General features: G+C 59.7%; 23 protein-coding genes. 7 read left to right on the top strand and 16 right to left on the bottom strand.

What is annotated here, in order from left to right; translation table 11 throughout:
• Positions 1 to 5 precede the first annotated feature (5 nt).
• From GGD46_RS09150 to GGD46_RS09105, 10 genes are all read right to left on the bottom strand, one after another.
• The gene (locus tag GGD46_RS09150; protein WP_210325506.1) at positions 6 to 869 is read right to left on the bottom strand and encodes a protein-glutamate O-methyltransferase CheR; all 864 of its coding nucleotides are present in this window, start codon (positions 867 to 869) and stop codon (positions 6 to 8) included.
• Positions 870 to 1,379, bottom strand: a complete 510-nt coding sequence (locus GGD46_RS09145; RefSeq protein ID WP_184703438.1) for a chemotaxis protein CheW — start codon at positions 1,377 to 1,379, stop codon at positions 870 to 872. It abuts the gene before it with no gap.
• Positions 1,380 to 3,212 (bottom strand): methyl-accepting chemotaxis protein, encoded by a 1,833-nt coding sequence (locus GGD46_RS09140; protein ID WP_184703437.1) that lies wholly within the window; start codon positions 3,210 to 3,212, stop codon positions 1,380 to 1,382.
• 199 nt (positions 3,213 to 3,411) lie between these two features.
• Positions 3,412 to 5,124: a methyl-accepting chemotaxis protein gene (locus tag GGD46_RS09135; protein WP_184703436.1), complete on the bottom strand. Its 1,713-nt coding sequence runs from the start codon at positions 5,122 to 5,124 to the stop codon at positions 3,412 to 3,414.
• A gap of 25 nt (positions 5,125 to 5,149) precedes the next feature.
• The gene (locus GGD46_RS09130) at positions 5,150 to 5,662 is read right to left on the bottom strand and encodes a chemotaxis protein CheW (protein WP_184703435.1); all 513 of its coding nucleotides are present in this window, start codon (positions 5,660 to 5,662) and stop codon (positions 5,150 to 5,152) included.
• Positions 5,659 to 7,683: a chemotaxis protein CheA gene (locus GGD46_RS09125; RefSeq protein ID WP_184703434.1), complete on the bottom strand. Its 2,025-nt coding sequence runs from the start codon at positions 7,681 to 7,683 to the stop codon at positions 5,659 to 5,661. The genes GGD46_RS09130 and GGD46_RS09125 overlap by 4 nt, the downstream gene beginning before the upstream one ends.
• Complete coding sequence (locus GGD46_RS09120) at positions 7,680 to 8,048, bottom strand: response regulator (RefSeq protein ID WP_184703433.1); 369 nt, start codon at positions 8,046 to 8,048, stop codon at positions 7,680 to 7,682. The genes GGD46_RS09125 and GGD46_RS09120 overlap by 4 nt, the downstream gene beginning before the upstream one ends.
• Positions 8,045 to 8,371, bottom strand: a complete 327-nt coding sequence (locus tag GGD46_RS09115; RefSeq protein ID WP_184703432.1) for an STAS domain-containing protein — start codon at positions 8,369 to 8,371, stop codon at positions 8,045 to 8,047. Before GGD46_RS09115 ends, GGD46_RS09120 begins: the two co-directional genes overlap by 4 nt.
• On the bottom strand, positions 8,368 to 9,447 hold the full coding sequence (locus tag GGD46_RS09110) for an HD domain-containing phosphohydrolase (RefSeq protein ID WP_184703431.1): 1,080 nt from the start codon (positions 9,445 to 9,447) through the stop codon (positions 8,368 to 8,370). The genes GGD46_RS09115 and GGD46_RS09110 overlap by 4 nt, the downstream gene beginning before the upstream one ends.
• A 224-nt stretch (positions 9,448 to 9,671) precedes the next feature.
• Entirely contained in the window at positions 9,672 to 10,655 is a 984-nt protein-coding gene (locus tag GGD46_RS09105; protein ID WP_246806265.1) for a helix-turn-helix domain-containing protein, read from the bottom strand.
• A 246-nt stretch (positions 10,656 to 10,901) separates the two neighbouring features.
• Here GGD46_RS09105 and GGD46_RS09100 point away from each other — a divergent pair, with 246 nt between their 5' ends.
• On the top strand, positions 10,902 to 12,635 hold the full coding sequence (locus tag GGD46_RS09100) for a hypothetical protein (protein WP_184703429.1): 1,734 nt from the start codon (positions 10,902 to 10,904) through the stop codon (positions 12,633 to 12,635).
• A gap of 289 nt (positions 12,636 to 12,924) precedes the next feature.
• Entirely contained in the window at positions 12,925 to 13,875 is a 951-nt protein-coding gene (locus tag GGD46_RS09095) for a DUF535 family protein (protein WP_184703428.1), read from the top strand.
• A gap of 148 nt (positions 13,876 to 14,023) precedes the next feature.
• On the opposite strand, the gene GGD46_RS09090 is transcribed toward GGD46_RS09095, so the two are convergent.
• Both GGD46_RS09090 and GGD46_RS09085 read right to left on the bottom strand, forming a co-directional pair.
• Complete coding sequence (locus GGD46_RS09090) at positions 14,024 to 15,196, bottom strand: ATP-binding protein (protein WP_184703427.1); 1,173 nt, start codon at positions 15,194 to 15,196, stop codon at positions 14,024 to 14,026.
• Complete coding sequence (locus tag GGD46_RS09085) at positions 15,193 to 15,885, bottom strand: response regulator (protein ID WP_184703426.1); 693 nt, start codon at positions 15,883 to 15,885, stop codon at positions 15,193 to 15,195. The genes GGD46_RS09090 and GGD46_RS09085 overlap by 4 nt, the downstream gene beginning before the upstream one ends.
• 307 nt (positions 15,886 to 16,192) lie before the next feature.
• Between GGD46_RS09085 and GGD46_RS09080 the strand changes: the two genes are divergently transcribed.
• From GGD46_RS09080 to GGD46_RS09070, 3 genes are all read left to right on the top strand, one after another.
• Positions 16,193 to 16,855 (top strand): phosphatase PAP2 family protein, encoded by a 663-nt coding sequence (locus tag GGD46_RS09080; RefSeq protein ID WP_246806247.1) that lies wholly within the window; start codon positions 16,193 to 16,195, stop codon positions 16,853 to 16,855.
• A gap of 519 nt (positions 16,856 to 17,374) precedes the next feature.
• Positions 17,375 to 18,004 (top strand): ParB-like protein, encoded by a 630-nt coding sequence (locus GGD46_RS09075; RefSeq protein WP_184703424.1) that lies wholly within the window; start codon positions 17,375 to 17,377, stop codon positions 18,002 to 18,004.
• Between the two features lie 233 nt (positions 18,005 to 18,237).
• Positions 18,238 to 19,425, top strand: coding sequence for an arabinose transporter (locus GGD46_RS09070; RefSeq protein WP_184703423.1), 1,188 nt, complete (start codon positions 18,238 to 18,240; stop codon positions 19,423 to 19,425).
• 48 nt (positions 19,426 to 19,473) lie between these two features.
• Here the strand turns inward: GGD46_RS09070 and GGD46_RS09065 are convergent, their stop codons facing one another.
• From GGD46_RS09065 to GGD46_RS09055, 3 genes are all read right to left on the bottom strand, one after another.
• Positions 19,474 to 20,124, bottom strand: a complete 651-nt coding sequence (locus GGD46_RS09065; RefSeq protein ID WP_184703422.1) for a hypothetical protein — start codon at positions 20,122 to 20,124, stop codon at positions 19,474 to 19,476.
• A 244-nt stretch (positions 20,125 to 20,368) separates the two neighbouring features.
• The gene (locus tag GGD46_RS09060) at positions 20,369 to 21,736 is read right to left on the bottom strand and encodes a HAMP domain-containing sensor histidine kinase (RefSeq protein ID WP_184703421.1); all 1,368 of its coding nucleotides are present in this window, start codon (positions 21,734 to 21,736) and stop codon (positions 20,369 to 20,371) included.
• Positions 21,723 to 22,400: a winged helix-turn-helix domain-containing protein gene (locus GGD46_RS09055; RefSeq protein WP_184703420.1), complete on the bottom strand. Its 678-nt coding sequence runs from the start codon at positions 22,398 to 22,400 to the stop codon at positions 21,723 to 21,725. Before GGD46_RS09055 ends, GGD46_RS09060 begins: the two co-directional genes overlap by 14 nt.
• 248 nt (positions 22,401 to 22,648) lie before the next feature.
• On the opposite strand from GGD46_RS09055, the gene GGD46_RS09050 reads away from it, so the two are divergent.
• Together GGD46_RS09050 and GGD46_RS09045 are read left to right on the top strand one after the other, a co-directional pair.
• Positions 22,649 to 22,918 carry a hypothetical protein gene (locus GGD46_RS09050; RefSeq protein ID WP_184703419.1) on the top strand — a complete coding sequence of 90 codons (270 nt, stop codon included), beginning with the start codon at positions 22,649 to 22,651 and terminating at the stop codon, positions 22,916 to 22,918.
• Positions 22,919 to 22,943: 25 nt separating this feature from the next.
• The gene (locus GGD46_RS09045) at positions 22,944 to 23,723 is read left to right on the top strand and encodes a hypothetical protein (protein WP_184703418.1); all 780 of its coding nucleotides are present in this window, start codon (positions 22,944 to 22,946) and stop codon (positions 23,721 to 23,723) included.
• A gap of 47 nt (positions 23,724 to 23,770) precedes the next feature.
• Here GGD46_RS09045 and GGD46_RS09040 read toward each other — a convergent pair whose 3' ends face one another.
• Complete coding sequence (locus tag GGD46_RS09040; RefSeq protein ID WP_184703417.1) at positions 23,771 to 25,171, bottom strand: M20/M25/M40 family metallo-hydrolase; 1,401 nt, start codon at positions 25,169 to 25,171, stop codon at positions 23,771 to 23,773.
• Positions 25,172 to 25,271: the final 100 nt, after the last annotated feature.

The following is a 25,271-nucleotide window of genomic DNA, read 5'->3' as shown; positions in this document are numbered from 1 at the left end:
GTGCCTCAGACCTTTCGGAAAACGGTGTTGGCGACCTGTTTCACCGGCAGATTGAGCCCGCTGATCGTCTCGGAGTGGCCGACATAGAGGAAGCCCCCCGTCACCAGCTTGTCGCAGAGCCTCGCCAGCACCTTTTCCTGCGTCGGCTTGTCGAAATAGATCAGGACGTTACGGCAGAAGACGATATGAACCTTGTCGCCGATCTCGTAGGCGCGGTCCATCAGGTTGAGACGGCCAAAGCCGATCTTCGCGCGCAGCTTCGGATGGATGCGAACTTCGCCGCGCTGCGGATCGCGCGGCTCCATGACGTAGCGGATACGCTTCTGATGGTCGACCGGATCGATCATCCCAACTGGATAGATGCCCTTGCGCGCTGCCTTAAGAACGTCGGTAGACAGGTCCGTGGCGAGGATGCTGTAGTCCGGAGCACCGCGAGCCTCGCGATAATCCTCCAGCACCATGGCGATCGTATAGGGTTCGGCACCGACGGAGCAGGCGGCGCTCCAGATGCGCAGGCGATTGTGGCCAGCCGCCATGAGTTCGGGCAATGCGGACCGTTCGAGGTGTTCGAAGTGCTTCGGCTCGCGGAAGAAGTCCGTCTTGTTGGTGGTAACGGCATCGATGAGGTGAATGGCCTCCCGGTCGATGCCGCCGTGCTTGAAGAGATAGTCGCAGTAGTCGTCGAGGTCGACGATGCCGGTCGCCCTCAGCCGCCGTCTCAAGCGGCCCTCCAGCATAGTGCGCTTGGCCGGGGGCATCTTGATGCCGCTGTAATCATATATATAGCGGGCGAGCTGATCGAAGTTCCGCCGGCTCAGCCCGTTGTCCATGTAGTTTCTCGCATCCTGCGTTGGCACGTTACGTCTCATTCAAACGGCGGCAAGTTCTGAAGCGTTTCGACCCACGCCGACACCCATCAACGACACCTTGTCTGAAAACGAGAACAGCTTGGCGAGGTCGATGATGACGACGAAACCGTTGTCACGGCGCACCACGCCTGCGATATATTCGGAAGGCCAGCGCACCCCAATGTCGGGGGCGCTTTCGATTGCCTGGTGCTTGAACGAAGTCACTTCGAAGACGCGATCGGCGACCAGGCCGAGCGTCAGCACCTTCTCCGCGATCGGAATATCGATCACGAGGATGCGCGTATGCGGCGTCTGGGCGGTGGCCGACATGCCGAGCCGAAGGCGCAGGTCGATGACCGGCACGCCCTGACCGCGCACGTCTCGCAGGCCGAGCAGATAGTCCGGTCCGTGTGGAATCCGGAAGGCATCTTGATGGTCCAGGATTTCCCTGACCACTTCGACCGGAACGGCGAAGCACTCATCGCCGAGGCCGAACGTCACATACTGAGCTTCGGTGCTGGTCGCGACCATTTATGCGCTCTCCTTGAAGTCGTTGTCGTCGGCGTCAGGTCCGCCCATGGACATGTCGAGGGTAAAGCCCTTGAGACGCGCCTGCTGAGCGGCGACGCTGTTGTCTGTGCGCGCGGCAGGTGCCCTGGTAGCCGGTGCCTTGACCGCTGGCTTGGCCTTGACCGCACCCATCGCATGATGGATGGGATTGTGCGCCGGCTGGGCCTTGCTGCGGGCGTTGGCCTGGTCGACCTTGAAGAAGGCGATGGAAGCCTGCAGCTCCTCGGCCTGGGCGGCGAGTTCTTCCGATGTTGCAGACATCTCTTCGGAAGCGCCGGCATTCTGCTGCGTCACCTTGTCGAGCTGCTGGATCGCCTCGTTGATCTGCGATGCGCCGATATCCTGCTCGCGGCAGGCGGCCGAGATTTCTGCGACCAGCTCGGCTGTCTTGCGGATATCGGGCACGAGGCGCGAGAGCATGTCGCCGGCCTCGGTGGCGACCGAGACGGTCTCGCCGGAAAGGCTGGAGATTTCGGCTGCCGCCGCCTGGCTGCGTTCTGCAAGCTTGCGTACTTCGGAGGCGACGACGGCAAAGCCGCGGCCATGTTCGCCGGCACGAGCTGCCTCGACAGCGGCATTGAGGGCGAGCAGGTCGGTCTGGCGCGCGATTTCCTGAACGATGGAGATCTTCTCGGCAATGGTGCGCATGGCGTTGACGGCGCGATCGACGGCCTGACCGCTGATCTCGGCATCCTTGGCGGATTGACGGGCGATCTTTTCCGTCTGGGCGGCATTGTCGGCATTTTGCTTGATATTGGCGGCCATCTCTTCCATCGAGGCGGAGGCCTCTTCGGCTGAGGAGGCCTGCTCGGTGGCGCCCTGCGAAAGCTGCTCGGAGCCGGCTGACAGTTGCTGGCTGCCGGAGGAAACATTGTCCGAGGCCGACAGCGCATCCGCAACAACGCCGCGAAGCCGCTCGACCATCGACAGCAGCGAAACGCCGAGCGTGTCCTTGTCCGACATCGGCTTCGGCTTCACCGTCAGGTCGCCATTGGCGATCTGGTCGGCGATGGTTGCGGTGTTGCGCAGATTGCCAGTCATGACGTTGATGGTGTTGACAAGATCCTTGATCTCATCGTTGGTCTTGATTTCGATGTTCTGGTTGAGATCGCCGATCGCCACGCCTTCGGCGACCGTCTGGATCTTCTTCAGCCCGCGATTGATGCCGAGCGCGATCCAGATGGCGACGGCGGTCGACAGTGCGAACATGACGGCCAGCGATGTCAGCAACAAATTGCGCGCAAAGGCATATTGCGCATCGGTTGCCTGGTCGGTCGCATGCAAGTCGGCGATGATGGCTTTGTTGACGGTATCGAGAGCACCCAGCAGGGCGATGCTGGCTTTGCGCCCGTCACCCATGGAGAGTTCTCCGGCCCGGCGATTGCTTTCTGCCGTATTCTCGACCGCCAGCTTCAGGATCTGGTCGTCGATCTGCTTCCAGGCTGGATATTGCTTCGAGAATTCGGCAACCCTTTCTGAGATCGCGGGGTCCTGTCCAAGCTTTGCTGCGAGCTGCTCTGCCTTTGTCGTGTTCGCACGGACCTCATCGACATAGCCGGTAATTGCCTGCGGATCGGTATTGAGAACGGCGTTCTTTTCGTTGGCGATCGCGTTCATCACAGCAGATGAAAGATCAGCGGAGTTGCGCTGGTTTTCAGCCGGACCCTGAACGATGTCGGTGATGGCAGAGTTGAGGGAAGACAGGCTCATGATCGCAAGGGCCGACATGCCGGTCGACATCAGGATCAGCAGGCCGAATGCGAGGGTCAATTTCAGTTTGATGGTAAAGCGCATCTCTAAAGAATTCCTGGAAAGGGAAGGGTTCTGTGATCGAAGTTTGATGAGGTCAGACGGAGACCGTCTGGATGCGCGAAGACCGATACATTCACCCTTCCGCGAACCGGAGACCGGCTCTTGAGGCCCGCGGTAGCATTCGCCGGCCTTTGATCTGGCGCCTGGTGGCGCCAGATCCTCTCAATATCGAGCCAGGTGCTCAGGCGCTCTGGCGAAAATCGTTGTCGTCTGAGTCCGGTCCGCCCATGGACATGTCGAGGGTGAAGCCCTTGAGACGCGCCTGCTGAGCGGCGACGCTGTTGTCTGTGCGCGCGGCAGGTGCCCTGGTAGCCGGTGCCTTGACCGCTGGCTTGGCCTTGACCGCACCCATCGCATGATGGATGGGATTGTGCGCCGGCTGGGCCTTGCTGCGGGCGTTGGCCTGGTCGACCTTGAAGAAGGCGATGGAAGCCTGCAGCTCCTCGGCCTGGGCGGCGAGTTCTTCCGATGTTGCAGACATCTCTTCGGAAGCGCCGGCATTCTGCTGCGTCACCTTGTCGAGCTGCTGGATCGCCTCGTTGATCTGCGATGCGCCGATATCCTGCTCGCGGCAGGCGGCCGAGATTTCTGCGACCAGCTCGGCTGTCTTGCGGATATCGGGCACGAGGCGCGAGAGCATGTCGCCGGCCTCGGTGGCGACCGAGACGGTCTCGCCGGAAAGGCTGGAGATTTCGGCTGCCGCCGCCTGGCTGCGTTCTGCAAGCTTGCGTACTTCGGAGGCGACGACGGCAAAGCCGCGGCCATGTTCGCCGGCACGAGCTGCCTCGACAGCGGCATTGAGGGCGAGCAGGTCGGTCTGGCGCGCGATTTCCTGAACGATGGAGATCTTCTCGGCAATGGTGCGCATGGCGTTGACGGCGCGATCGACGGCCTGACCGCTGATCTCGGCATCCTTGGCGGATTGACGGGCGATCTTCTCGGTCTGCGCGGCATTGTCGGCATTCTGCTTGATGTTGGCCGCCATCTCTTCCATCGAGGCGGAGGCCTCTTCGGCTGAGGAGGCCTGCTCGGTGGCGCCCTGCGAAAGCTGCTCGGAGCCGGCCGACAGTTGCTGGCTGCCGGAGGAAACATTGTCCGAGGCCGACAGCGCATCCGCAACAACGCCGCGAAGCCGCTCGATCATCGAATTGACGTGGCCAAGCAGATCGCCGACTTCATCCCGGGTGGTGATTGCAGCGAATTCCGTGAGATCGCCTTCTGCGACCGTTTGAACGGTCTTGACGGCGCGGTTGATGCCCTTGTTGATCGAGACAATGATCCAGATCGCTGAGACGAGTGCGAGGATCGATGCTACCGAAGCGATGATGATCAGAATAGAGCGTGCATGCGTGTAGGCATTGGCTGCGTCCTCATCTGCCTGCTTCAAACGCCCACGCTCGGCTTCGAATACCTGTGCCAGCACATTGTCGATCTTAGTGCTTGTTTCGCGCGCTTCGGTCGACGAGATCTGAAGCGCACCAGCGCTGTTGCCTGCCAGCATCATGCTGCGAATACGATCATCAGCAGTGCGCCAATTGACCGAGAGATCCTTGATTTGCGACCAATGGGCCATGTCCTGATCGGTCGTATTGGCGAGGATCTTCGCGAGATCGGCATCGAATTCGGCTCGTGCCGCGTCGCTCTTTGCGATGTAGCCCTTGGTTTCGTCGGCCGATGTTGTCAGCAGCATGTTCTTTTGCTGCCGCAACTGTTGCAGGACGGCGATGTCGAGGTTCTGTGCAAGGCGCAGCCTTTCGGCTGGTCCCGTCAATGTCTCGGACCAATTGTCGTTGACCTGGCCGAGTGTGGTGACGCTGTAGATAGCTGTGCCAAGAAGCATGGCGATCACGACAGCAAATGTTAGAAGCAGCTTGAGCTTTATAGTAAAGCGCATCTTGTAGCCCCCTTGCCTTGAAGATTCATGCTGTTGCTCGGACCGCGCCTGCGCGTTGCGAAGAAAAGATCGCCTGCAGGTTCGGGATGATGATGAATTCGCCGCCGCGTTTCACGAGGGCTTGGACATAGTCCGGTCGCCAGCGCATGCCGACGATCGGCGGCGGTTCGCTCGCCGATCGCAATAGCTGCGTGACCTCGTAGACCTTGTCCGTTCGAATGCCGATCAGCGTCGTCTCGCCATCGAGTTCCAGCGCGGTCACGACGATGCGGCTGTCGATCGTCACGTTGCCCGGCTCCATGCCGAAGGCAACGCGGATGTCTGCAAGCGGAATGACCTTGCCGCGGAAATTGATGACGCTGCCGACAAAAGGCAGGCTGCCGGGAACATTGGTTTCAGGCAGCAGATCCAGGATTTCCTGAACGATGACGGCCTCAATGGCGAAGGTCTCGCCATTGAGGCTGAATGTTAGAACGGAGAGCTCCTCCGCGTCCTTCCAGATGGCGCGATAGTCGGATTTCACGTCTGTTTCCATCATCCTGCAGCTCGCAATTGCGCCTCCTGATGTTGTCCGGCGGCGATCAGGTGCACGACATCGAGGATCAGTGCCACGTTGCCGTCCCCGAGAATGGTCGCCCCCGAGAAGGTCGAGACGTGATCATGCAGTTTCGACATTGATTTGATGACCGTCTGGTGGTCGCCGATGATCTGATCGACAACGAGGCCGACCCGTTGGCTGCCGGTAGAGATCACCACGACCTTCTGATAGGGGTCTGGCTCGGTGCCGGTGCGGAACAGCTCGCGCAGCCGCAGGAAGGGCACCAGGTCGTCGCGCAGCGAGATGAAGCTACGGCCGCGCGAGCGCAGGTCCTGCTCGACCGAAAGCTCCAGGCATTCCTCGACTGCCGCAAGCGGGATCACATAACGGCCGTTGCCGACCCGCACCAGAAGCCCGTCGATGATGGCGAGCGTCAATGGAATGCGTAGCGCAATGTCGGAGCCCTTGCCGAAATCGCTTGCGATGTCGATCGATCCGCGAAGCGTCTCGATGGTCTTCTTCACCACATCCATGCCGACGCCGCGGCCCGAAAGGTTGGTGACTTTCTCGGCGGTCGAGAAGCCGGGCTGGAAAATGAGCTGCAGCAGTTCCTTGTCCGTGAGCTGGGCACCTGGCTGGATCAGGCCGTTCGCTTCCGCCTTGGCGCGCACTCGCTGCCTGTCGATGCCACGTCCGTCATCCTTGATGGAGATGATCACTTCGCTGCCTGTCTGATGGGCGGAGAGAATAACGCGTCCGACAGATGGCTTTCCGGCTGCGATGCGATCGTCCGGGCTTTCCAGACCGTGATCGATGGAATTGCGCACGAGATGAACGAGGGGATCGGCGAGCCGGTCGATAACCGTCTTGCCGACTTCGGTGCTTTCGCCCTCGGTAATGAGCTCGATATCCTTGCCGGTCTCGCGAGCGAGATCATGGACCAGCCGGCGGAAGCGGCTGAAGAGACTGGCGACCGGCATCATGCGCAGGACCATCATCGTGTCCCGTAACTCGCCGGCGAGCCGTTCGATCTCTTCCGAGACCGAGCGCAGGCCGAGATCGGCAGCCGAATTCGCCATCTGGCTCAGTCGCGACTGGGCAATGACCAGTTCCCCGACCCGGTCCATCATCTCGTCGAGGCGGAGCGCTGGAATGCGGACATTGTCGGCCTGCTTCTGCGATTTGGCATCCGCGGGATGGGCCTTAGCCGCGTCTGACTGCTGGGTCGGTGCTTTTGACGGTGCTTCTGCAACGCTTGCCGGCGGGATCGCGACGACGGGTGCAGGGGCTTGTTGTTGGTCGGCCTGAATTTCGCGAAGCTCCATCGTCATGTCGTCCATGACGAAGATGAAAACATCCTCGATGTCGGATCGAGACTTTTCCGTCGTCAGATGGACTGTCCAGCCGATATGGAGGTAGCGTGGATCGAGATCCGGAAGCGGGGGGACAGCATCAATATCGGCTTCGATACGGCACTCGCCGAGATCGCGAAGTTCATCGAGAAGACCGAGCGGATTGGTGCCGTTGGCCATGGAATTGGCTGGCAGGGTGAACTTTAGATACCATGTCTTTGAGTTGCCGGCGCTTGAGCTGGAATTGCCGGAGGCGGCGGCTATCGGCGCAGCAACAGGTGTGGCTGTTGCACTATTCGCGCCGACCGCAAGCCGCAGCTTGTCCAGCAGAACCGAACTCATGGCCTCGTGGTCGCCATTCGGGTTTTCGAGCAGCGCCTGCATATGGCCCTGCGCGTCGAGAACGGCGCCGACCAGCTCTTTCGTAGCGGGCGCTTCGCCCTTGCGAACCCGGTCGAAGGCGGTTTCGCAATGATGGGTGAAAGCGGCCAATTGATCGAACCCGAACATGGAGCCGGATCCCTTGAGGGTGTGCAGCCCCCTGAAGACCGCATCGATCTGAGCTCTGTCGCTCAGATCGCGCATCAGATCGAGGAGGCCGGCCTCGATCAGTTCGAGCTGCTCGGCGGCCTCCGTCCTGAAAACGGCGATCGGATCGAGTTCGTTCATCTGCCCAAAACCTTGCGCACGATCTTGATGAGATTTTCAGGGTCGAAAGGCTTCGTCAGCCATCCCGTCGCGCCCGCGGCCTTTGCCTGCTGCTTGAGATCGCCGTCCGATTCTGTGGTCAGGAAGATAACCGGCGTCCCCATATAGGCCGGCAATTGACGCAGGCCGCGGATCATCGCCAGCCCGTCCATGTTCGGCATGTTGAGATCGGTGACGATCAGGTCGAAGTTGCCGCCCTTCATCTTGTTGAGGCCATCGGCGCCGTCGACAGCTTCAGTGACCGTATATCCAGCGTTGGTAAGGGCAATGCGCGTGGTCAGCCGAATGCTGGCGGAATCGTCGACGGTGAGAATATTTGCGCTCATGCTGCTTTTCCTTTTAGCCAGAAGCTATCTTCTTGCTGATCTCCGCCAAGGAGACCTGCTCGCTGCAGGACGGTCAGAAAATTGCCGTCCGCGGGTTTGTTCAATGCAATGGTCACGCCTGTCTGGTCGGCGGTATGCCGTGCTGACAGGAGCAATTGAGGGAGGGTAAGGTCGATATCCTCATTGCCATCAATATCGATGACCAGGGAGCGCCGAAGTGCGGCCGCCTCCTGAAGGTAAACCTGAATGATGTCTCGCACATTGGCGATGGTCTTGATGGTCAGAGGGCCATGAAGGTGCAGGATTTCCGCTTGTCCGCTCATGCCGAACCTCGAGATAGCTGAAGTGTGGGAACAGTGATTGTGGAGTCGTCTTGTGCTTTTTCGAAGAGGCTCTTGATGTCGATCCAGCGCCGGCAGAAAGCCGCCACGCAGCCGGGATCGAAATGCGTACCGCTGCTGTTGACGATCTCCCGAAATGCGTCGGCGATCGGCCAGGCCGACTTGTAGGATCGTTTGGAGCACAAGGCATCGAAGACGTCGGCTATGGCGACCACGCGCGCTTCGATCGGAATCGACGCCCCAGCGATGCCTTTCGGATATCCAGTGCCATCCCATTTCTCGTGATGGCTTTCGGCGATCTTGCCGGCGACCTGGATCAGTTCGCTAGAGCTCTCGCTCAATATTTCCGCGCCGAAATCCGTGTGCCGCTGCATCTGCCTGCGTTCCTCGGCAGTCAATGGACCGGGCTTGGACAGAATGGCGTCCGGCAACCCGATCTTGCCGACATCATGCAAGGCGCTGGCGAGAAAGATCGTGCGGCAGTGACCTTCGTCCAGCCCGATCTCCTCGGCAATCATGCGGGCGATGATCGCAACCCGGTCGAGATGGTCTGCCGTCTCGCCATGGCGGCAGGCGATCGCCTTGGAGAGGCGCCAGATGATCTCTTCTTCATGTCGTTCGATCCGCTGCATTGCAGCATTGAAGTCGCGCTGCAGCGCGGCGGCCTTGTTCGCAAGCGCCAACCGCTCCTCTCCAATGCTGAGGATATTGCGCACGCGGATCGTCAGCTCCGCCTCATCGATCGGCTTATTCAGAAATTCGGTAGCGCCCGCCTCCATCGCGGCCATCTTGATATCGGCTTCCTTGCGGGAGGTGATCATGATGGCGGGAACGTGGGCCGTAAGCGGATTCTTACGCATGCGGGAGATAACTTCGATGCCGGTCATGTCGGGCATCATGTAGTCGACGAGAATGAGATCCGGCGCCTGCTCTTCCAGCCGATCGAGAGCCTCGGCGGGATGCAGGAATGACAGGACTCTGCTGCCACTGATAGCTTCGACGGCTCGGCGAAGCGTGGCTACAACGGAAGGACTGTCATCGATGACGAAGACGCGCATAATTACCCCGCGGAGCGTCCGCAGCTCATAGGCGGCTCCACTCACGATTGTCGGTTTGGATGTTTGGAGACCTTTCGAACGAAAGGGCCGCGTCACAATGATTGTGAGTCTTGGCTGGAGTAACGAAATCGTTAAATGGCTAACGGTGTATTAAATCCACCTTCAACTTGTGGTCTATTATGAAATTAACTGCGATATAGTGATAGAATTGCGTTTTTCTGATATTAGATACTCTCGGTCGTGCCCATTCGGTTGCGGCTGTTCCGCGTCGACGACGGCGACACTCCATAGACGGCACGATAGCGGGCGGCAAAATATCCCATGTGGCTGAAGCCCCAGCGTGCAGCGATCTCGGAGATATTCTCGTCGGCATCGCCGTTAAGCAAGTCCTGATGGATCTGCTGGAGCCGCAGGCGCTGAACATAGTTCAACGGATTCATGCCCACATTCTGCTGAAACGACAGCTGCAGACTGCGCACGCTCTGCCCCGCATTCCTGGCGATATCCGATACGCTGAATTCTTCTGCGAGATGCGCCTGGATCCAATCCAGCGCCCGCTTCAGATTGCGTGGCCGGGCGGTCTGGATCATCGCCCTTTGTCCCGATCTCGGCCACGATTGCACGAAAGCGGTGATCAGTGCCTCCTGGAAAAGCGAAGCGCCAAGCGGGGAGCCGGCAAAGGGATGGTCGCCAGATTCCACCAGCAGCGCCGCCATGCGGTGAATGGTACGCACGCCGTTTTCCTCTATGTCGGCCGTCGGGTCGAAGCGTCGGAGGAATGCATCGAGATCGTCGTTTCCAAGATGGATCAGCGGCAGGCAAAGCATGCGCGGTATTGCAAGTGCGATCTTGCGAGCGCCTCGAGAAGCTTTGACGCTTGTGGCGCCTGAGGACAGCAGTACGAAGCTTGTCCCCGCCGTTGCGGTGAATTCCTGATTCTCCGTTTCAATGTGGAATGTGCCGCTCTCGACGAAATGCAACTCTATGCGATCGGATGGGCGAAACAGATATTGGATTTCATAGCCTGTTTCCGAGAATATCTTCCATGCCGCCATTTCCCGGATCATCGCTACCGTGACGTCGATATGAAAATGCGGGTTTTCCGGCTTTCTGTCGAAGATGACGGATATGTCGGCAGCACTTAGTTTCTCCTGCAGCTCCGTGGGCTCGCAGGACGACCATGCATACTTGTCGACGGCAATATTCATCTTCTTCAATCAGCTTCAGCGGGCTCACGGCAATTTAAATCGTAAGTAGAGCCTTTAGTCTGCAAAGGGACGCTGATGCGCGTCTGACTATGCATATAGGGATCCGGCCTTGCCTAGAGCTTTACGCAACGATTGATCGAAGGCATTGGGGCAAGACAACGGCCGGTTTCGCCTTTCGCGTTAACTTCGTATTTTTTAGTTCGCCTTAGTTTTCCCGGGACGGTTTTAGGTGGGGTCCAAAATAGTATGGCGTATGCAGCAGCGATCCGAACAGTTGCAACTTCTGCGGATAGCTTCGTCGATCGACTGGAAGGTGCCCGATTGCAGATCGAGCAACGCTTTCTCGATGGTGGCGCGGTTCTGATTACGGTCACGGAGGCACTGGCTAAGCTGATCGGCTTGCTGGAGCACATCGGCAACTCCCTGAAGGAGGAAAACGCAGCCGAAGCGACGGGCCGTCTGCTTCAGACCGTCGAGCTATTGCACAAGCTGCCGCCGGCAGAGGCTCGTCGCCAGGAATGCGTCGCAACCATCGGCCAGGCCGGCCGGTCGCTTGGCGAACATGTCCAGTCGATGGAAGAGACGCTGCGTTATCTGCGCACCTTTGCGGCGACGGCAAAAATTGCAGGCGCAAGGATCCCCGATTTCTCCAGTTTCGCCAGCGAGATCGTGGAGCGTATAGAATTCGCTGCCAAGGAGGTCAGGGCGCTGTCGGTACAAATTCATTCGCTCGAGGCGCAGATCGAATCTGCCGCCGCCAGCGAAGACAGCTCGCTTGGCCAATATCTTGCCGGCATCCCATCGATCGCGACGCGCCTTGTATCGAATGCCGATGAAATCCAGGTGCAGCGCCGCAACCTGTCGGAGCTGGCCGACACCGTTTCCGTCCTTGCGCGGAAAATCCAGAACAAGGTCGCCCATACGCTTTCCGCCATGCAGATTGGCGATATCACGCGTCAGCGGGTTGAGCATTGCCAGGCCGCGCATTCGATCCTAGAATCCTATCTCGCCGGCGAAGCCATGGGGCTTGCGGCCGCCGATCGCCAGCGCCTTTCGGGGCTGGTGATGACCCTCATCTTCGAACTGCTCGATGAGACGACGGGAGGGTTCAACCGCGAGACTGCGAAAATCGTCGATAATATCCGCAGTTTTAGCGGCGATATCAGGACATTGCTCGATCTTTATCAGACGATGATGGCGCAGAGCGGCGAAGACGGGAAAAGCCCGATCAACTCGTTGCGCGGCGATCTTTCCGCCGCTCGCAGCGTCGTCGATCGCATCGAAGCAGCTGCCGCCGGAGCCAACCGGCTGAGCGAAAAGACGTCGGAAATGGTCAAGGAGCTGACGACGAGCATCCAGACCATTCAGCTTGTGCGCCGCGATATCCAGTACATGGCCCTCAACACTAATTTGCGCTGCGGCAAGCTTGGAGAGGAAGGGCGCGCGATCAATGTCGTCGCCGGCGAGCTGCGCTCCTTCGCATCCCTGCTCGACGACGATGCGGAGAAGATTCTGAGCGGGCTGGGCAAGCTCGAAACGGAGGCGACTGGCTTGAAGGGCTGGCGGCAGACCAACGAGCCGGACAACGCCTCCGGCCTCGGCGCGCATATAGATGCCGCGCTGCTACATATCACCGAAGCCGGCGTTTCCATGGATACGAATGTGAAGGAGCTTCGCCGCTGCGGCGACGATATGACGTCTCAGGTCGCCGAGATCGTCGGCAGCCTGGATTTTCGCGCCGGAATTGGCGAAACGCTGGCGTCATGCGAGCGGGAAGCCGGTCTTGAGCGCCGCACGATCATGGACAAGAGCGGGCTTGAGGCATCCCTGGCGACCATTTCCGAGCGCATTTTCCAGACCTATACGATGGCCGCCGAACGCGAGATACATGCTGCTGTCTTCGGCACCGAAAGCCCGGTTGTCGAGAGCAGCTCCGTTTCGGTGAGTGAAGAAGAGCTGTTTGCTGACGCTCTGTTCTAAAGCACGTCGGCGGGTCGTGACCTTTCAGCTTCGCGTCCTGCACTCCAGATTCTTGATCTTGTGTGCGCCGCAATCGTAAAGCGGTTCAATACGCCTGCGCGACGAGATTTAGGTCGCGCAGCCTTTGCTGGGACGCGCGAGCGCGGGGCTAAGACCATGTCTTTCCCTCGTTTTTTGTAGTTTTATGCCTCTCTGCCAGATGCCCCATAGAAGGCTGACGGTGTCTTGACGTTCCCTTGACAATCCCAAGGCAGATGTGCGGCGCAACAAGATCCGCCGAGCATTGGGCATGAATCAAAAGACATCGATCATTACCGCGCCGGAAGGCACCTTACCCAGCGTTCCACTCCGCGGTACGGTGCCGCCGAAGTCGAGTGACGTTCCGCAGCCCCGGTACGTGCTGTTGTCGAGGATCCTGACCTTTGGCCTTCGGGCGCGCTGGAAGCGCACGGTTCTCTTTTGGTTTCGCTTCGCCGCCAATCCTTTTTTGACGACCCGGTGGTGGCGTTTTCTTTCGACCTTTACGGCGACGCGAGAATTTCCGCCACCGCATGATGAGTTGCTGCAGAAGCCGCTCTCGAAGTTCCTTGTCTATGGCTTGAGTAGTTCCAAGCGGCTCTCGCTGCTTATAGAACACTTTTCGATTGCTGAGCGGATCTTGTCCCGCGAGAGCATGATCAGTCTCTGGCGTGGCGAGTGGCTCGATATGGGTACGGTTCGGGGCCGCGCCGAAGCATATTCATGTCATATCGCGCTTGCCGATCGTGCCGGCGGCCGCCACGAAGGCGCTTTTGCCATCAAGCTTGTCCGCGTGCGGGACAAGGCTGTTCTCTGCACGTCGCGCTTTATGTTTGTCCGGCGTGGGACAGAAGGGCGCTACACTTTCGTCGTTGGCAGCATGCAGGGACCGCGCAATGCAAAGCAGCGCATGGTTGAGGTGACGCGTGACCTTTCCGGTCTGCGACCGAAAGAGGCGCTTCTGGTCGTTCTACAGGGCCTGACCGTCGAAGGCGGCACGCAGCAATTCCTGGCAATTTCGCAGGCCAAGCACCCGATCCATTATCGCCGCAGCAGGCGGCAATCGATGATGCTGTCCAATATCGACGCCTTCTGGGCGGAACGTTCCGCTGAGCCGGAAGAGACCTTCGGCTTCCGCGTGCCGCATTCGAGAGTCTATGGAGCGGACAAGCGTAGCCGCAGCAAACTGTGGTTCTTCAATCTAGGCGAACTTTTTCATTGAGAGGCAGAGGTTGCCCCATGTGGCGGCCCATTGGACCTCGGCGGCGGCTGCTATGAGCGTCGGAGGCTGCGGCTTGCTCAAAGGGCAAATCCCCGCCGCCTGACCATCAAAACCGGCCCCCTTAGACAAAGGATCCGACGCCGGCTTGTCAGGCATGGTTCTCCGTCAAGTGAATTGCGACCATCGCGCCGCCTTCCGGCCGGTTTGCGAATTCCAGCCGGCCACCATGGGCAACTGCGATCGCCTGCACGACGGAGAGCCCAAGTCCAGTGCCACCGGTCGCCCGTGAGCGCGAGACTTCGCCGCGCCAGAAGGGGTTGGCGGCCACGGAATCCATATCCTCGGGAAAGCCCGGGCCACGGTCGAGAATGCGAATTACGATGCTTTCGCCCGACAATTGTTCGGTTTCGCATCGCAGCCAGCCGCCATCAGCCGCATAGCGGCAGGCGTTTTCCAACAGGGCCAACACAGCTTGACGGATCCTGGGAGAATCCGCCGAAATGCGGGAGGGCCGCAGGTCCGTTTCGATCTGCAGTTTGCTGGCGTCCAGCATCGGCTTAGCCGACGCGAGCACGGCTCCCACGACATCGGATGCGTCGATCTGCTGGCGTTCCATCACGAGCTTCTGGCCGATGGCCAGCGAAAGGGTGCGTAGGTCCTCGACGATCCGTCCGAGGCCTTCGACCTGGAGAAGAAGGTCGGATATGATCTTCCGATCCATCGGAAAGACCCCGTCGAGCATGCTTTGCAACGACCCTTGCAGGATGGTCAGCGGGGTGCGCAGCTCGTGAGCAACGGCCATGTTGTTGAAGCGCAGTCTCTTCTCCATGGTTTCAAGGCTGGTCGCCAGCGCATTGAAGGTGGTGACGAGGCTCGCGACTTCACGCGTGCTGCGATAGGGCTCGGTGACGCGCACGGAAAAGTCACCCGATTTGAGGCCTTCGGCCGCAGAGGTCAACGCTCCGAGGGGGCTGGCGAGCCGCCGTGCCAGATAGATGCCGATAAGGGCGCAGATCAGGGCCGAGAGCAGGCCGCATACCAGGACGGAAAGCTGAACCTTCAGATCCGTTGGTCCCGTCAGGGCGTTGAGGTGCTCGAAAAGCAGCGTCAGGGATTCGCCGTCGGGAACCTTGCCTTCGGCCAGCATCGTGTAGGCGGTCGAGGCCTTCGGCGGCAGCGTCTGGGTGATGCTCTCTTCCAGATAAGAAGCATACCAGCTGACGCCTATGTAGGTCAGGCCGACGCTGAGAAGGAGCATAATGGTCGTAACGACTGCGGTGAGCGTGGCGAGTGGTAGGCAGGGGAAGCTTAGTTTCTTCATCTCGGATCCGAAAAGCGATAGCCAATGCCGCGCACTGCAGGGAAAAAGCCGTCCTGCCCCATCTCCTCCAGCTTGCGCCGGAGATTGGAGATGTGCGTATCGACAGTGCGCACCAGGGCATCGCTCTCAGGCAGGCAGGCGTCGAGAATGTCCGCGCGCGCGAAAGCTTGGGTCGGATGACGGATCATGTAAGCCAGAATTCGAAATTCGCTGAGTGTCAGGGTCAGCGGAATGCGGTTGCCGCTCCGGTTGATGAAGACGGAATAGCTGCCGAAATCGACTTCAAGATCGCCAAAGCGGCGGATGGTTTCGGCCCGATCTCCTTGCGTGCGGCGCAGTACGGCGCGGACGCGGGCGACGACTTCCTGCGGATTGAACGGCTTGACGACGTAATCATCAGCACCGAGCCGCAGGCCGCTTAGCCGATCTATGTCGTCTGCGACTGCCGTGACCATGATGATCGGCGTCGAGCCGATCTGACGGAGGCGACCCAATACTCCGAAACCGTCCAGTTTCGGCAGCCGTACATCCAGAAGCACGATGTCCGGTTTCAGAAGCGCGTGATGCTGGAGCGCGGTCTCGCCATCGGCGGCCCGAACGGTGCGAAAGCCGTCGCGCGTCAAGTAACCTTCCAGTATCTGTGCTATTGCCGGTTCATCCTCCACGATGAGAACGAGACTATTGTCCACCCTAGTGCCCTGCGCCTTCCTTGTTTACCTTTGGCTCTGCCGCCGCCGAGCCGCACTATCGCGGACAAAACCGACTTCTGCAAATTCCAAACAGCTCCTCGACCGCCCAAAGGCCGATTCTGAACACGGCCTTCATCCAATCTTCGCCATTTCTTGACAATCGGGTTTCACCTTGCCGCCATCCAGTTTCAGGAGATACGGCATGTGGAAATTTGCATTGCAACCTTGGAGTTCCGTTTCGGGTGGAGCGCGTCTGCGCCAACCCGAAACAAACTTCAATGCGGACGGCGGTCTGGCCGTCCTTGGCATGCTGATCGTCTGGACCAGCTTTATCTTCGTGGTTTTTCCCAAGCTAGACCTCGCTGTCGCGCGCCTTTTCGTCCAAGGGCACTGGTTCTGGCTCGCGGAAAACCCTTTCCTGAAGGCTGTAAGAGATGTCAGCCGCCAGAGCCAACCCTACATCCTTGTCGTCATGGCGCTGATCATCGCGATGCATGTTTTCCTGCCAAAGCGGTTGCGATTTTGCGCCCCGCATAAGCCCTTGTTCGTGCTCCTGAGCTTTGCTGCCGGGCCATTCGCGGTGGTGCAGTTCCTGAAGGTCATGATCGGGCGCGTGCGTCCGCGCGACATCGTGGAGTTCGGCGGCAATGCGGATTTTACCCCGGTATGGCAGTTTTCCGCAGCATGCAGCCGCAATTGCTCTTTTCCTTCCGGCGAGGCGGCCGTCGCCGCGGCGGCATTGTCGCTGCTGGTGTTTTTACCCGAGAAATACCGGTGGGGGGCGTCCGTGGTTGTGACGCCGTGCCTGATGTTCGTCGCGTTCAACCGGGTCATATTCGGTGCGCATTTCCTGTCGGATGTGATGCTTGGTTGGCTTCTCACGGTGTTCGTCATGGCCTGGATCTGGCGCTGGGTTGACGTAAATTCGCGGACGATCGATCGTTTCTTCGCGCGCCTCGCGTCTCGGTAGATCCGTTTGGTCGCAGCGTGTCTCCCCGGGGAGCGGGAGCACCGGCCGAACGCGTGTTACCGATCTTAACACAACGTTTCTTCACCTTTCCTTCGATTGGGAGTTACCTATCTCCCATGGGTCGTCGGGCATGCGCGCGTGCAGCGGACGATAGAGGGGCTTTGGGCAAAGGGGGTCGGGTGAGGTTGGTGGATTGGGCACTACGCGGTTTCGCTGGCATGGATGGCCGACATCGAGCGCGCGCGAGCACGAGCCCCTATGAGCCCTGGATCATGTTTGCGATGGAGAGTTTCGAGCGGGAGATGTTGGTTTTTTACCGGCGTTCCCAGTTCAAGCTCGTGTGCAGCACAACCACCACCTAGGCAGTTGCTGAGGGCCGACGCCTGGCCAATGCGTCGGTGGAAATCCTTCCGCCGGTGGCAATATATGTCCCAACTAAAATAATACCTGCGAGTGCGCTTGCCGGCTCAGGCCGTTGTGTTAGTCTGCCGCGACATTTCCTAAATGGAGCGTCTTCAAATGGTTACCTTGCGCGAACCGATCCTGAAACCCGTCCCAATCGAGGAGTTGAGGCCTACCCAAATCACCGTCGGTATGCGCGAGGTCAGGGCCAAGCGAAAGGCGTGGCGGGCGAAAGCAGAAGCCGCGGGCGACAAAGCTGGCGAATTCCTCGGAAATCACATGATCCCGGCCATACGCGGTCCGCGCGGGCGCTACTATGTCATCGACCATCATCATCTGTCCCTGGCGCTCCACGAGGAGGGCGTGAAGGATGTGCTGGTGACGACGGTCGCGGACCTCTCCCGGCTTGATCGCGAATCCTTCTGGTTCGTCATGGATTGTCACGATTGGATGCATCCCTTTGACGCGGAAGGAAAGCGGCGCAGTTATGAGGATATTCCGAAAAGTATCGAGGGCTTGATCGACGATCCCTATCGGTCGCTTGCGGGTGAGCTGCGCCGTGTCGGCGGCTACGCCAAGGATACAACTCCATTCAGCGAATTCCTGTGGGCGGATTTCCTGCGCCGCTGCGTGAAGCGGAAGGACCTGGATCGGGATTTCGAAACTGCATTGGCAAAGGCGCTTGAATTTGCCAAGGGCAGGGATGCGGATTATTTGCCCGGCTGGTGTGGCCCGGTTGCCGAGTAGTTTCCGTTCAAAAGTGGCGACCCGGAAGGGTACGCGGGCACGACGCCTTGTCGCCAAACCGGCCGGCGGCGGTTGCCGCCGTGTTGACAGCTGTTCGTCTAATGCCTATTGGAACGTCAGCCAGTCCATCTGGCCGTAAGCGTTTGACGTCAAGCAACGCACTCAACGATCCTCGCCGGTCGGAGTGCGTTTTTTTTGTGCCTCCGCCGATCGAGGAAAGCCTGGAGATCATCATGGCTTTCCAATCGACAAGTGACCCGGCGCGCGGCCGCCTTCTGCTGCTGAGCGCCATTCTGTTCATTTCCTATCTTTGCGTCGGCATGTCGCTTCCCGTCGTGCCGATCTACGTAACGAGCCAGCTCGGGCTCGGCAACGCCTGGGCCGGGCTCGCCGTCGGCATCGCTTTCCTTGCGACTATCCTCACGCGCAGCTATGCCGGCGGTCTGTCGGATCATCGTGGCCCGAAGAGCGCGGTTGCGCGCGGGCTCACCTTTTACGTCGCAGGCGCGCTTGCCTCGTTGGGGGCTGGCCTCTTGGCTCAAGCGCCCTGGACCTCCTATGCGCTGCTCATTGGTGGGCGCCTGCTGATCGGGCTTGGTGAAAGCCTGGTCGCCGTTGGGGTGATCGCCTGGGGGATCGGGCTGGTGGGGCCGGCGCGATCCGGGAAGGTTCTAGCTTTGGTCGGTGCGGCGATCTACGGCGCCCTAGCCGTCGGAGGCCCCATAGGGCTTGCGCTGCTCGACCGATTTGGCTTTGCCGGCGCCATGGCGATCGGCGCCGTCCTGCCGTGCCTCGGCCTGTTGGCGATCTGGCGGCTTCCCGCCGTCGCAGCTCATCCGGGTGCTGATCGTCCGCCGTTCTGGAGCGTTGTCGGCAGAGTCTGGCAGCACGGGTTCATCGTGTGCCTCCAAGGCATAGGCTTCGCGGCAATCGGCGCCTTTTTTACCCTCTATTTCCTCGATCGCGGCTGGAACTATGCCGGTCTGGGTCTGACGGCCTTCGGCGGCGGCTTCGTACTGGTGCGTCTGCTCTTCGGCCATCTTCCCGATCGAATCGGAGGTCTTCCCGTCGCCGCCGGATCGCTCGCCATCGAAACCGTGGGGCAGTTCCTGATATGGAATGCGAGCGATCCGGGTCTTGCTCTGGTCGGCGCGTTTTTGACGGGTCTCGGGTGCTCGATGATCTTTCCCGCCATGGGTCGCGAAGTGGTGCGTCTGGTCGAACCGCATCTGCGCGGCACGGCGCTGGGCGGCTTTTCGGCATTTCAGGATCTTGCCTATGGGTTGACGGGGCCACTGGCCGGGTTGCTTGCCGACCGGGCGGGTTATAACAGCGTGTTCCTGGTCGGCATGGTTGCCGCAGCAGTCGGTCTGCTGATCGCCCTTTCGCTTCTTCGGACAGGCGCTACAGCATTCAGCTGATCGAAAGCATGATCCCCGCCGTTTGGTCGGGGATCATTGTGTTTCGTTTTACGCGGATGCCGGTTTTCCACTCGCCGTCACTTCCGCTGGCCAGGTAACAAAGTAGTATTTGCCGTTGAGGTTGCCGAAGAAGGCGTACTGTCCGGTTGGCTTATCGATATAGCTTCCGTCGCTCGTCCTGGTCAGGCCGCTGCCACCGTCGCCACGCTTCAGATGGTCCTTCAGGAAGTCATTCCAGTTGGCCTGAGCGATCTTTTCGGTTTTTCCGGCCTTGCTGGTCTTGTCGTCAGGATTCCAGGCATGGGTCGTGACACCCTTGGTCGGGTCGGATACGGAAAGCGTTCCGTTCTTGATGGCCGTCAGCATCGCCTGTGCCTGTTTGCCGTTGACAGGGTCGTTGACGGAAGCTTTTAGCTTTGCCGTAAGCGCCTTCATGAAGTCATTCGAGGTAACGTCGTTGACGACTTTGGGTGTGGCCGGCTGTACGGCAGCTTTCGTCGTGCCGTTGTTCCGCGAAAGGCCTTCGAGAAGGACGCTGAGCTTGCTGTTTGCGCGGGACGAGCCGCTCGAACCGCCCGTAAGCAGGCTCGAAGCCCGCGATGTTCGCGACGTGTCTTCGTCCGTCGCGTTTCCGACACGCAGTGTCCGCAGCGCCAGCTGCGTATTGTGAAGCCGCAGCGAATTGATATTGTTCACCATGCCGATCTCCTAGCCCGTGCTGATGGCTACCAGTATACGTCTGGCTCATGGTGGTAGCTTCTCTGGCTTGCACGAAGCTAGCGTTATAGACCCTGCGTTGTATTTGTCCGGGCGATTGTTCTCAGTCCGGAGCGAAGCGCTCCGCGTCACATTAAACCATTGATATTCAGTTATTTTATGCGCGACTATCATCCGGCCGCAACTTGACGTCTCGCAGCCGGGCGGCCAAATGGGACGGCGACGGCTATTGATTTCCAGTTTTTGGAAAAGACAGACAGACCCGGAGCCCAGGCCCGCCGTCTTCCAGCGTAATTGCCGCCGAGTGCAGATCTGCTATCGCCTTGACCAGGCTCAACCCCAAGCCGTTGCCGGGCGTCGTACGGCTCTTGTCAAGTCGGTAGAGGCGTCTGAACACCAGCTCGCGTTCCTCCTCCGGGATCCCCGGCCCGTTGTCCGAGATGCAAGCGAGATAGGATTGCTCCGTCGCTGCGAGCGTCATCACCATCTTGGTCCCGGCCGGGCAATGGGTGATCGCATTCTCGATCAGGTTGACGAAGAGCTGGGTCAAAAGCTCGTGGTCGCCTTGGATGGCGGCTGGCGCCGGTGCCTGTAGGTTCAGTTCCAGTTTCTGAGCGTTGTCCTCGGCGACATGCTCGTAGATTTCCGCCACCGAACCCATGACCTCGCGCAGATCCAGAGGCTTGAAGCGGCCCTTGCCGGCGCCTGCTTCGATTTGCGAAATGCGCAGCAGCGCGCCGAAAGTCGCGTCGATCCTGTCGCACTCCTCACGAGCGTCGAGGAGTAGGCTCTCGACGGTTTCAGTCTGTCCTTGCTGCTGCAAAGCCTGTTCGATCGTCATCCTAAGGCGGTTGAGCGGCGTCTTCAGGTCGTGCGCGATATCCGCGCTCACCTGGCGCATGCTTTCCACAAGGCCTGAGAGCCGGCCAAGTGCCTGGTTCATGTGGGTGGAAACGACGTCGATATCGTCACCGTTACCGCGGACCGGAATCCGGCAGGCGAGATTGCCGCCCGAGACCTTGATCATGGTGCGCTCGATGGATTCCAGCCGCCGTGTCGCCCGTCTGGCGAGCAGCGCGCCTCCGACAATTGCTACGGCCACGATCAGGCCGGAGGCCCACAGGAAGCTTGCCAGGACAATATGTTCGATGGCGTCGGTCTCTCTGTAGCTCTGGCCGACAAAAAGGAGATTGCCATCGACACCGCCCACCATGACCCTGATCGGGTCTTTGCCGCTCAGCCCGAGGTCGGCTGCCGCCACGGTCGAAAGTCCCGGCTTGAATTGCGCTGTTCTGATGTTGCCTGCGAGCCTCTCTCCCCGCTTGTTCAAGAGAAGGAAGGCCTGATCCCCCGCACTCTTGAGCGCGGAATAGGTATCGACCGCGGCGATGAGGTCTTCGAGATCGTTGGACGAATAGGTCGAGGCAACGACTGAGTAGGTGTCGCCCACGGACCGATCGATGGCCCGGGCAAGCTCGCGCTCCATCAGGCCGTAAGCAATCGTGCCCGCCACCAGAAGAGCGACGATGAAGAAGAGCCCGAAGGATAGGGCGAGCCTGAAGGGCGTGCTGCGCAGCAACCTAGCGCGGTACATGCATGCAGTATCCGGTGTTTCGGACCGTATGGACGAGTTGGGCACCGAACGGTTTGTCGATCTTCGTTCGCAAGCGGCTGATATGCGTCTCCACCACGCTCGTCTTCGGATCGAAATGGAAGTCCCAGACCCGCTCAAGCAACATGGTTCGCGTCAACACTCGCCCTTCGGCCCGCATCAGCACCTCCAGAAGCGTGAATTCCCGGGGCTGAAGATCGATCGTTGTGCCGCGCCTGCTGACTTGCCGCTTGACGACATCGAGCTCGAGGTCGGCGATCCGCAGCACGGTCTTGCGATCCTGTACGGGCGGCCGTCGGGCCAACGCATTCAGCCGTGCGAGCAGTTCGGAAAAGGCAAAGGGTTTGGTCAGGTAGTCGTCCCCACCGGCTTCGAGCCCCTCGACCCGGTCATCGACGCCGCTCATGGACGTCAGGAATATGGCCGGCGTTTCGACCTTGGCCGCTCTTGCGGCCTTTAAGAGGGAGAGGCCGTCCAGCCCTGGTATCATGCGATCGACAATAAGGACGTCGTACTGTTCGCGCGTTGCGTGGAACAAGGCATCCGTACCGTCGCGGATCACATCGCTCACATGCCCCGCTTCGCTCAGGCCGCGGGAGATGTAGTCGGCGGTCTTCCGGTCGTCCTCGACGACAAGTATTTTCATGTTTCGACTGTGCTCCGTTGGCCGCGATGCGCGCGCGAATATGACTTCGGAAGGTGTCAGCAGCCTGAACGAGTGCTTACGGATCCGTAAGAAACGCATCTGCCCTGCGTCTGCATTTCTTACGAAACAGTATGGTCCCGGCAAAGGCCATGTATGAGCTGCTCTTTAGAAGGAATGGTGTCGGCATCGCAGCGAATGCGGTCCGTTGATCAAACTGAGACTGCAAGTTTCGAACAGGAGCCATTCCTATGAACACTTTTAAAACCGCTCGACGTGCCAGCCTTGCCGCCCTCCTCGCCCTTGCGATACCGCCCATCGCCGCTAACGCTGCAGCACCTCGCCCTTGCGAGGATGTCCTCAAAGAAATGCGCGCAGCAAAAGTGGCGGCCAAGCTCAGCGCCGACGACAAGGCGAAGGTCGATGCGCTGGAGGCAAAGGCAGTCGAACGCTGCAATGCCGACGATGACAGGCGCGCCGACGGTTTCCTCGACGACGCCATGAAGCTGATGAAAAAGTGATCCTGGTCAGCGAGGCACACGCAACATGACCCAGCAATTTCTAGCAAGCGCGGAGCCACGCCTGAACAGGGTTCCGCGAGTCACGATCGATTTCTGGCTGATCAAACTGTTGGCGGTGACGATGGGTGAAACCGCGGCGGATTATCTCGCCGTCAATATAGGGCTTGGCCTTACGCTGACCTCCCTCATCATGGCCGTGGTGCTGGTCGGCGTGCTCGCCGTCCAGCTCCTGCAGGAGCGCTATGTCCCTTGGGCCTATTGGATCGCAGTAGTGATGATCAGTGTTGTCGGAACGCTGCTGACCGATAATCTCTCGGACAATCTCGGCGTACCGCTGGCGGCCTCGACTGTTGGCTTCAGTGTTGCGCTAGCCCTTACCTTCTTCGTCTGGTGGAGGATGGAAGGGACTTTGTCCATTCATTCGATTTACACGGCCAGGCGCGAGCAATTCTATTGGCTGGCCATTCTCTTCACTTTCGCGCTCGGGACGGCGGTTGGCGATCTGATCGCGGAACAATTCGGCTTCGGCTACATCACGACCGGCCTGCTCTTTGCCGGTGTGATCATCGCGGTCGCGATCGCCTATTTCGGCTTCAGGCTCAATGCCATCCTGGCATTCTGGGTGGCCTATATCTTCACACGGCCGCTCGGCGCCTCATTCGGCGACTACCTCTCGCAACCCGCAGAATATGGTGGCCTCGGCTTCGGTACCATCTACACAAGCTGCCTGTTCCTGATCGCCATCGCGGCGACCGTCATCTACATGACGGCCAACTATCAGCCGGAAACATCGATCGAAGGCTAGGCGATTTTCCGTGAGGTGGGTATCCATCCCGATCTCACGGAGCCGCATCATATATCGCCGAATGCCGCAAGAATGCGCACCCAGGACCGAATTCCCTTTTGAAAGCTCGACAGGTCGTATTTTTCATTCGGGCTGTGGACGCGGTTGTCGAAGCGGGCAAAGCCGACCAAAAGTGCATCGCAGCCGAGGCGGCGCTTGAACTCTCCTATGATCGGGATCGACCCGCCGGTTCCGGCCAGCGCCGTCTCGCGTTGCCACTCGGTCGTCAAGGCTTCCAATGTCTTGCGCAGAAATGGGCTGTCGAGTGGCATTGTCGTTGCCGGTGACAGGCCGTGATCCTTGAAGCTGACCGAGCAGTCAGCCGGGATGCGAGCACGCACATGGGCCTGAAAGGCGTCGCGGATGGCGATCGGGTCCTGGCCCTCGACCAGGCGGAAGGAAATCTTGGCGCTCGCCTTGGCCGGGATGACCGTCTTGAAACCCGTGCCTGCATAGCCGCCGCTCATTCCATTGATTTCGCAGGTCGGGCGCGCCCAGATTTGTTCAAGGATAGAGCGATCCTTCTCACCTGCAGGAATGCTGAGGCCGACGTCGCGCAGGAAACCGTCCTCATCGAAGGGCAGCGCCTGCCATTGCCGGTGAACCGCCTCAGGCAGCTCGCACGTGCCCTCATAGAAGCCGGCAATGGCGACACCGCCGTCCGGCGTGCGCAGGCTGGAAACGATATCGGCAAGGACTTGCAGCGGATTGCGGGCGGCATTGCCGAACATGCCGGAATGCAGGTCGCGATTGGCACAGCTGATTTCGATCTCCTGGCCGACCATGCCGCGCAGCATGGTGGTGACGGCCGGCGTATCGCGATCCCACATGTCGGTATCGCAGACGAGAACCGTATCCGCCTTGAGTTCCGCCGCCGTCTTGTCGAGAAAGGGAGCAAGGCTCGGGCTGCTCGCTTCTTCCTCGCCCTCGAACAGCATGCTGACCTGGATTGGCAGGCTGCCCGTCACCGTCTTCCAGGCGCGGCAGGCCTCCACGAAGGTCAGTAGCTGCCCTTTGTCATCTGATGCGCCGCGGGCAACGATGGCGGTGTCGCCGTTTTCCAGCGGCTGTAATGTCGGTTCGAAGGGATCGGTATTCCAAAGAGCCAGCGGATCGACGGGCTGCACATCGTAGTGACCATAGAAGAGCACGTGTGCTCCCGACGCCGCCTTATCATGGCCGACGACCATCGGATGGCCGGTCGTGTCACGCACCGAGGCGTCGAAACCGATGGCGGCCAGCTCCGCGGAAAGCCATTCTGCGGCCCGGCGGCAATGATCGCCATAGGCAGGGTCCGTTGAAATGCTGGGAATGCGAATAAGCTCGAACAGCCGCTCCAGGCTTTCGCCGATGGTGCGGTCGACATGAGCCAGAACGGCGTTGATCTGATCGGTCGCAGGCTTCGGCATCGGTCGTTTCCCGTTTTATATTTCGCTTCCTGTCAGGAGCAGGCAGCGGATCATGCAAGGAAACGACCTCCATTTCAAATGTTTAGAGTGATCGTCCGCA

Origin of the sequence: Martinezella lusitana (genome assembly GCF_014207095.1) — a bacterium.
GTDB lineage: Bacteria > Pseudomonadota > Alphaproteobacteria > Rhizobiales > Rhizobiaceae > Rhizobium > Rhizobium lusitanum_B.
This window is presented reverse-complemented; position numbering and strand designations above follow the sequence as displayed.

Coding starts and splice junctions, on each gene's coding strand:
- GGD46_RS09105 (WP_246806265.1), bottom strand. CDS start 10,655: ATGAATATTGCCGTCGACAAGTATGCATGGTCGTCCTGCGAGCCCACG.
- GGD46_RS09055 (WP_184703420.1), bottom strand. CDS start 22,400: ATGAAAATACTTGTCGTCGAGGACGACCGGAAGACCGCCGACTACATC.
- GGD46_RS09095 (WP_184703428.1), top strand. CDS start 12,925: ATGAATCAAAAGACATCGATCATTACCGCGCCGGAAGGCACCTTACCC.
- GGD46_RS09145 (WP_184703438.1), bottom strand. CDS start 1,379: ATGGTCGCGACCAGCACCGAAGCTCAGTATGTGACGTTCGGCCTCGGC.
- GGD46_RS09100 (WP_184703429.1), top strand. CDS start 10,902: ATGGCGTATGCAGCAGCGATCCGAACAGTTGCAACTTCTGCGGATAGC.
- GGD46_RS09080 (WP_246806247.1), top strand. CDS start 16,193: ATGCTGATCGTCTGGACCAGCTTTATCTTCGTGGTTTTTCCCAAGCTA.
- GGD46_RS09130 (WP_184703435.1), bottom strand. CDS start 5,662: ATGATGGAAACAGACGTGAAATCCGACTATCGCGCCATCTGGAAGGAC.
- GGD46_RS09150 (WP_210325506.1), bottom strand. CDS start 869: ATGAGACGTAACGTGCCAACGCAGGATGCGAGAAACTACATGGACAAC.
- GGD46_RS09060 (WP_184703421.1), bottom strand. CDS start 21,736: ATGTACCGCGCTAGGTTGCTGCGCAGCACGCCCTTCAGGCTCGCCCTA.
- GGD46_RS09065 (WP_184703422.1), bottom strand. CDS start 20,124: ATGGTGAACAATATCAATTCGCTGCGGCTTCACAATACGCAGCTGGCG.
- GGD46_RS09115 (WP_184703432.1), bottom strand. CDS start 8,371: ATGAGCGGACAAGCGGAAATCCTGCACCTTCATGGCCCTCTGACCATC.
- GGD46_RS09090 (WP_184703427.1), bottom strand. CDS start 15,196: ATGAAGAAACTAAGCTTCCCCTGCCTACCACTCGCCACGCTCACCGCA.
- GGD46_RS09045 (WP_184703418.1), top strand. CDS start 22,944: ATGACCCAGCAATTTCTAGCAAGCGCGGAGCCACGCCTGAACAGGGTT.
- GGD46_RS09040 (WP_184703417.1), bottom strand. CDS start 25,171: ATGCCGAAGCCTGCGACCGATCAGATCAACGCCGTTCTGGCTCATGTC.
- GGD46_RS09050 (WP_184703419.1), top strand. CDS start 22,649: ATGAACACTTTTAAAACCGCTCGACGTGCCAGCCTTGCCGCCCTCCTC.
- GGD46_RS09125 (WP_184703434.1), bottom strand. CDS start 7,683: ATGAACGAACTCGATCCGATCGCCGTTTTCAGGACGGAGGCCGCCGAG.
- GGD46_RS09070 (WP_184703423.1), top strand. CDS start 18,238: ATGGCTTTCCAATCGACAAGTGACCCGGCGCGCGGCCGCCTTCTGCTG.
- GGD46_RS09120 (WP_184703433.1), bottom strand. CDS start 8,048: ATGAGCGCAAATATTCTCACCGTCGACGATTCCGCCAGCATTCGGCTG.
- GGD46_RS09140 (WP_184703437.1), bottom strand. CDS start 3,212: ATGCGCTTTACCATCAAACTGAAATTGACCCTCGCATTCGGCCTGCTG.
- GGD46_RS09110 (WP_184703431.1), bottom strand. CDS start 9,447: ATGCGCGTCTTCGTCATCGATGACAGTCCTTCCGTTGTAGCCACGCTT.
- GGD46_RS09135 (WP_184703436.1), bottom strand. CDS start 5,124: ATGCGCTTTACTATAAAGCTCAAGCTGCTTCTAACATTTGCTGTCGTG.
- GGD46_RS09075 (WP_184703424.1), top strand. CDS start 17,375: ATGGTTACCTTGCGCGAACCGATCCTGAAACCCGTCCCAATCGAGGAG.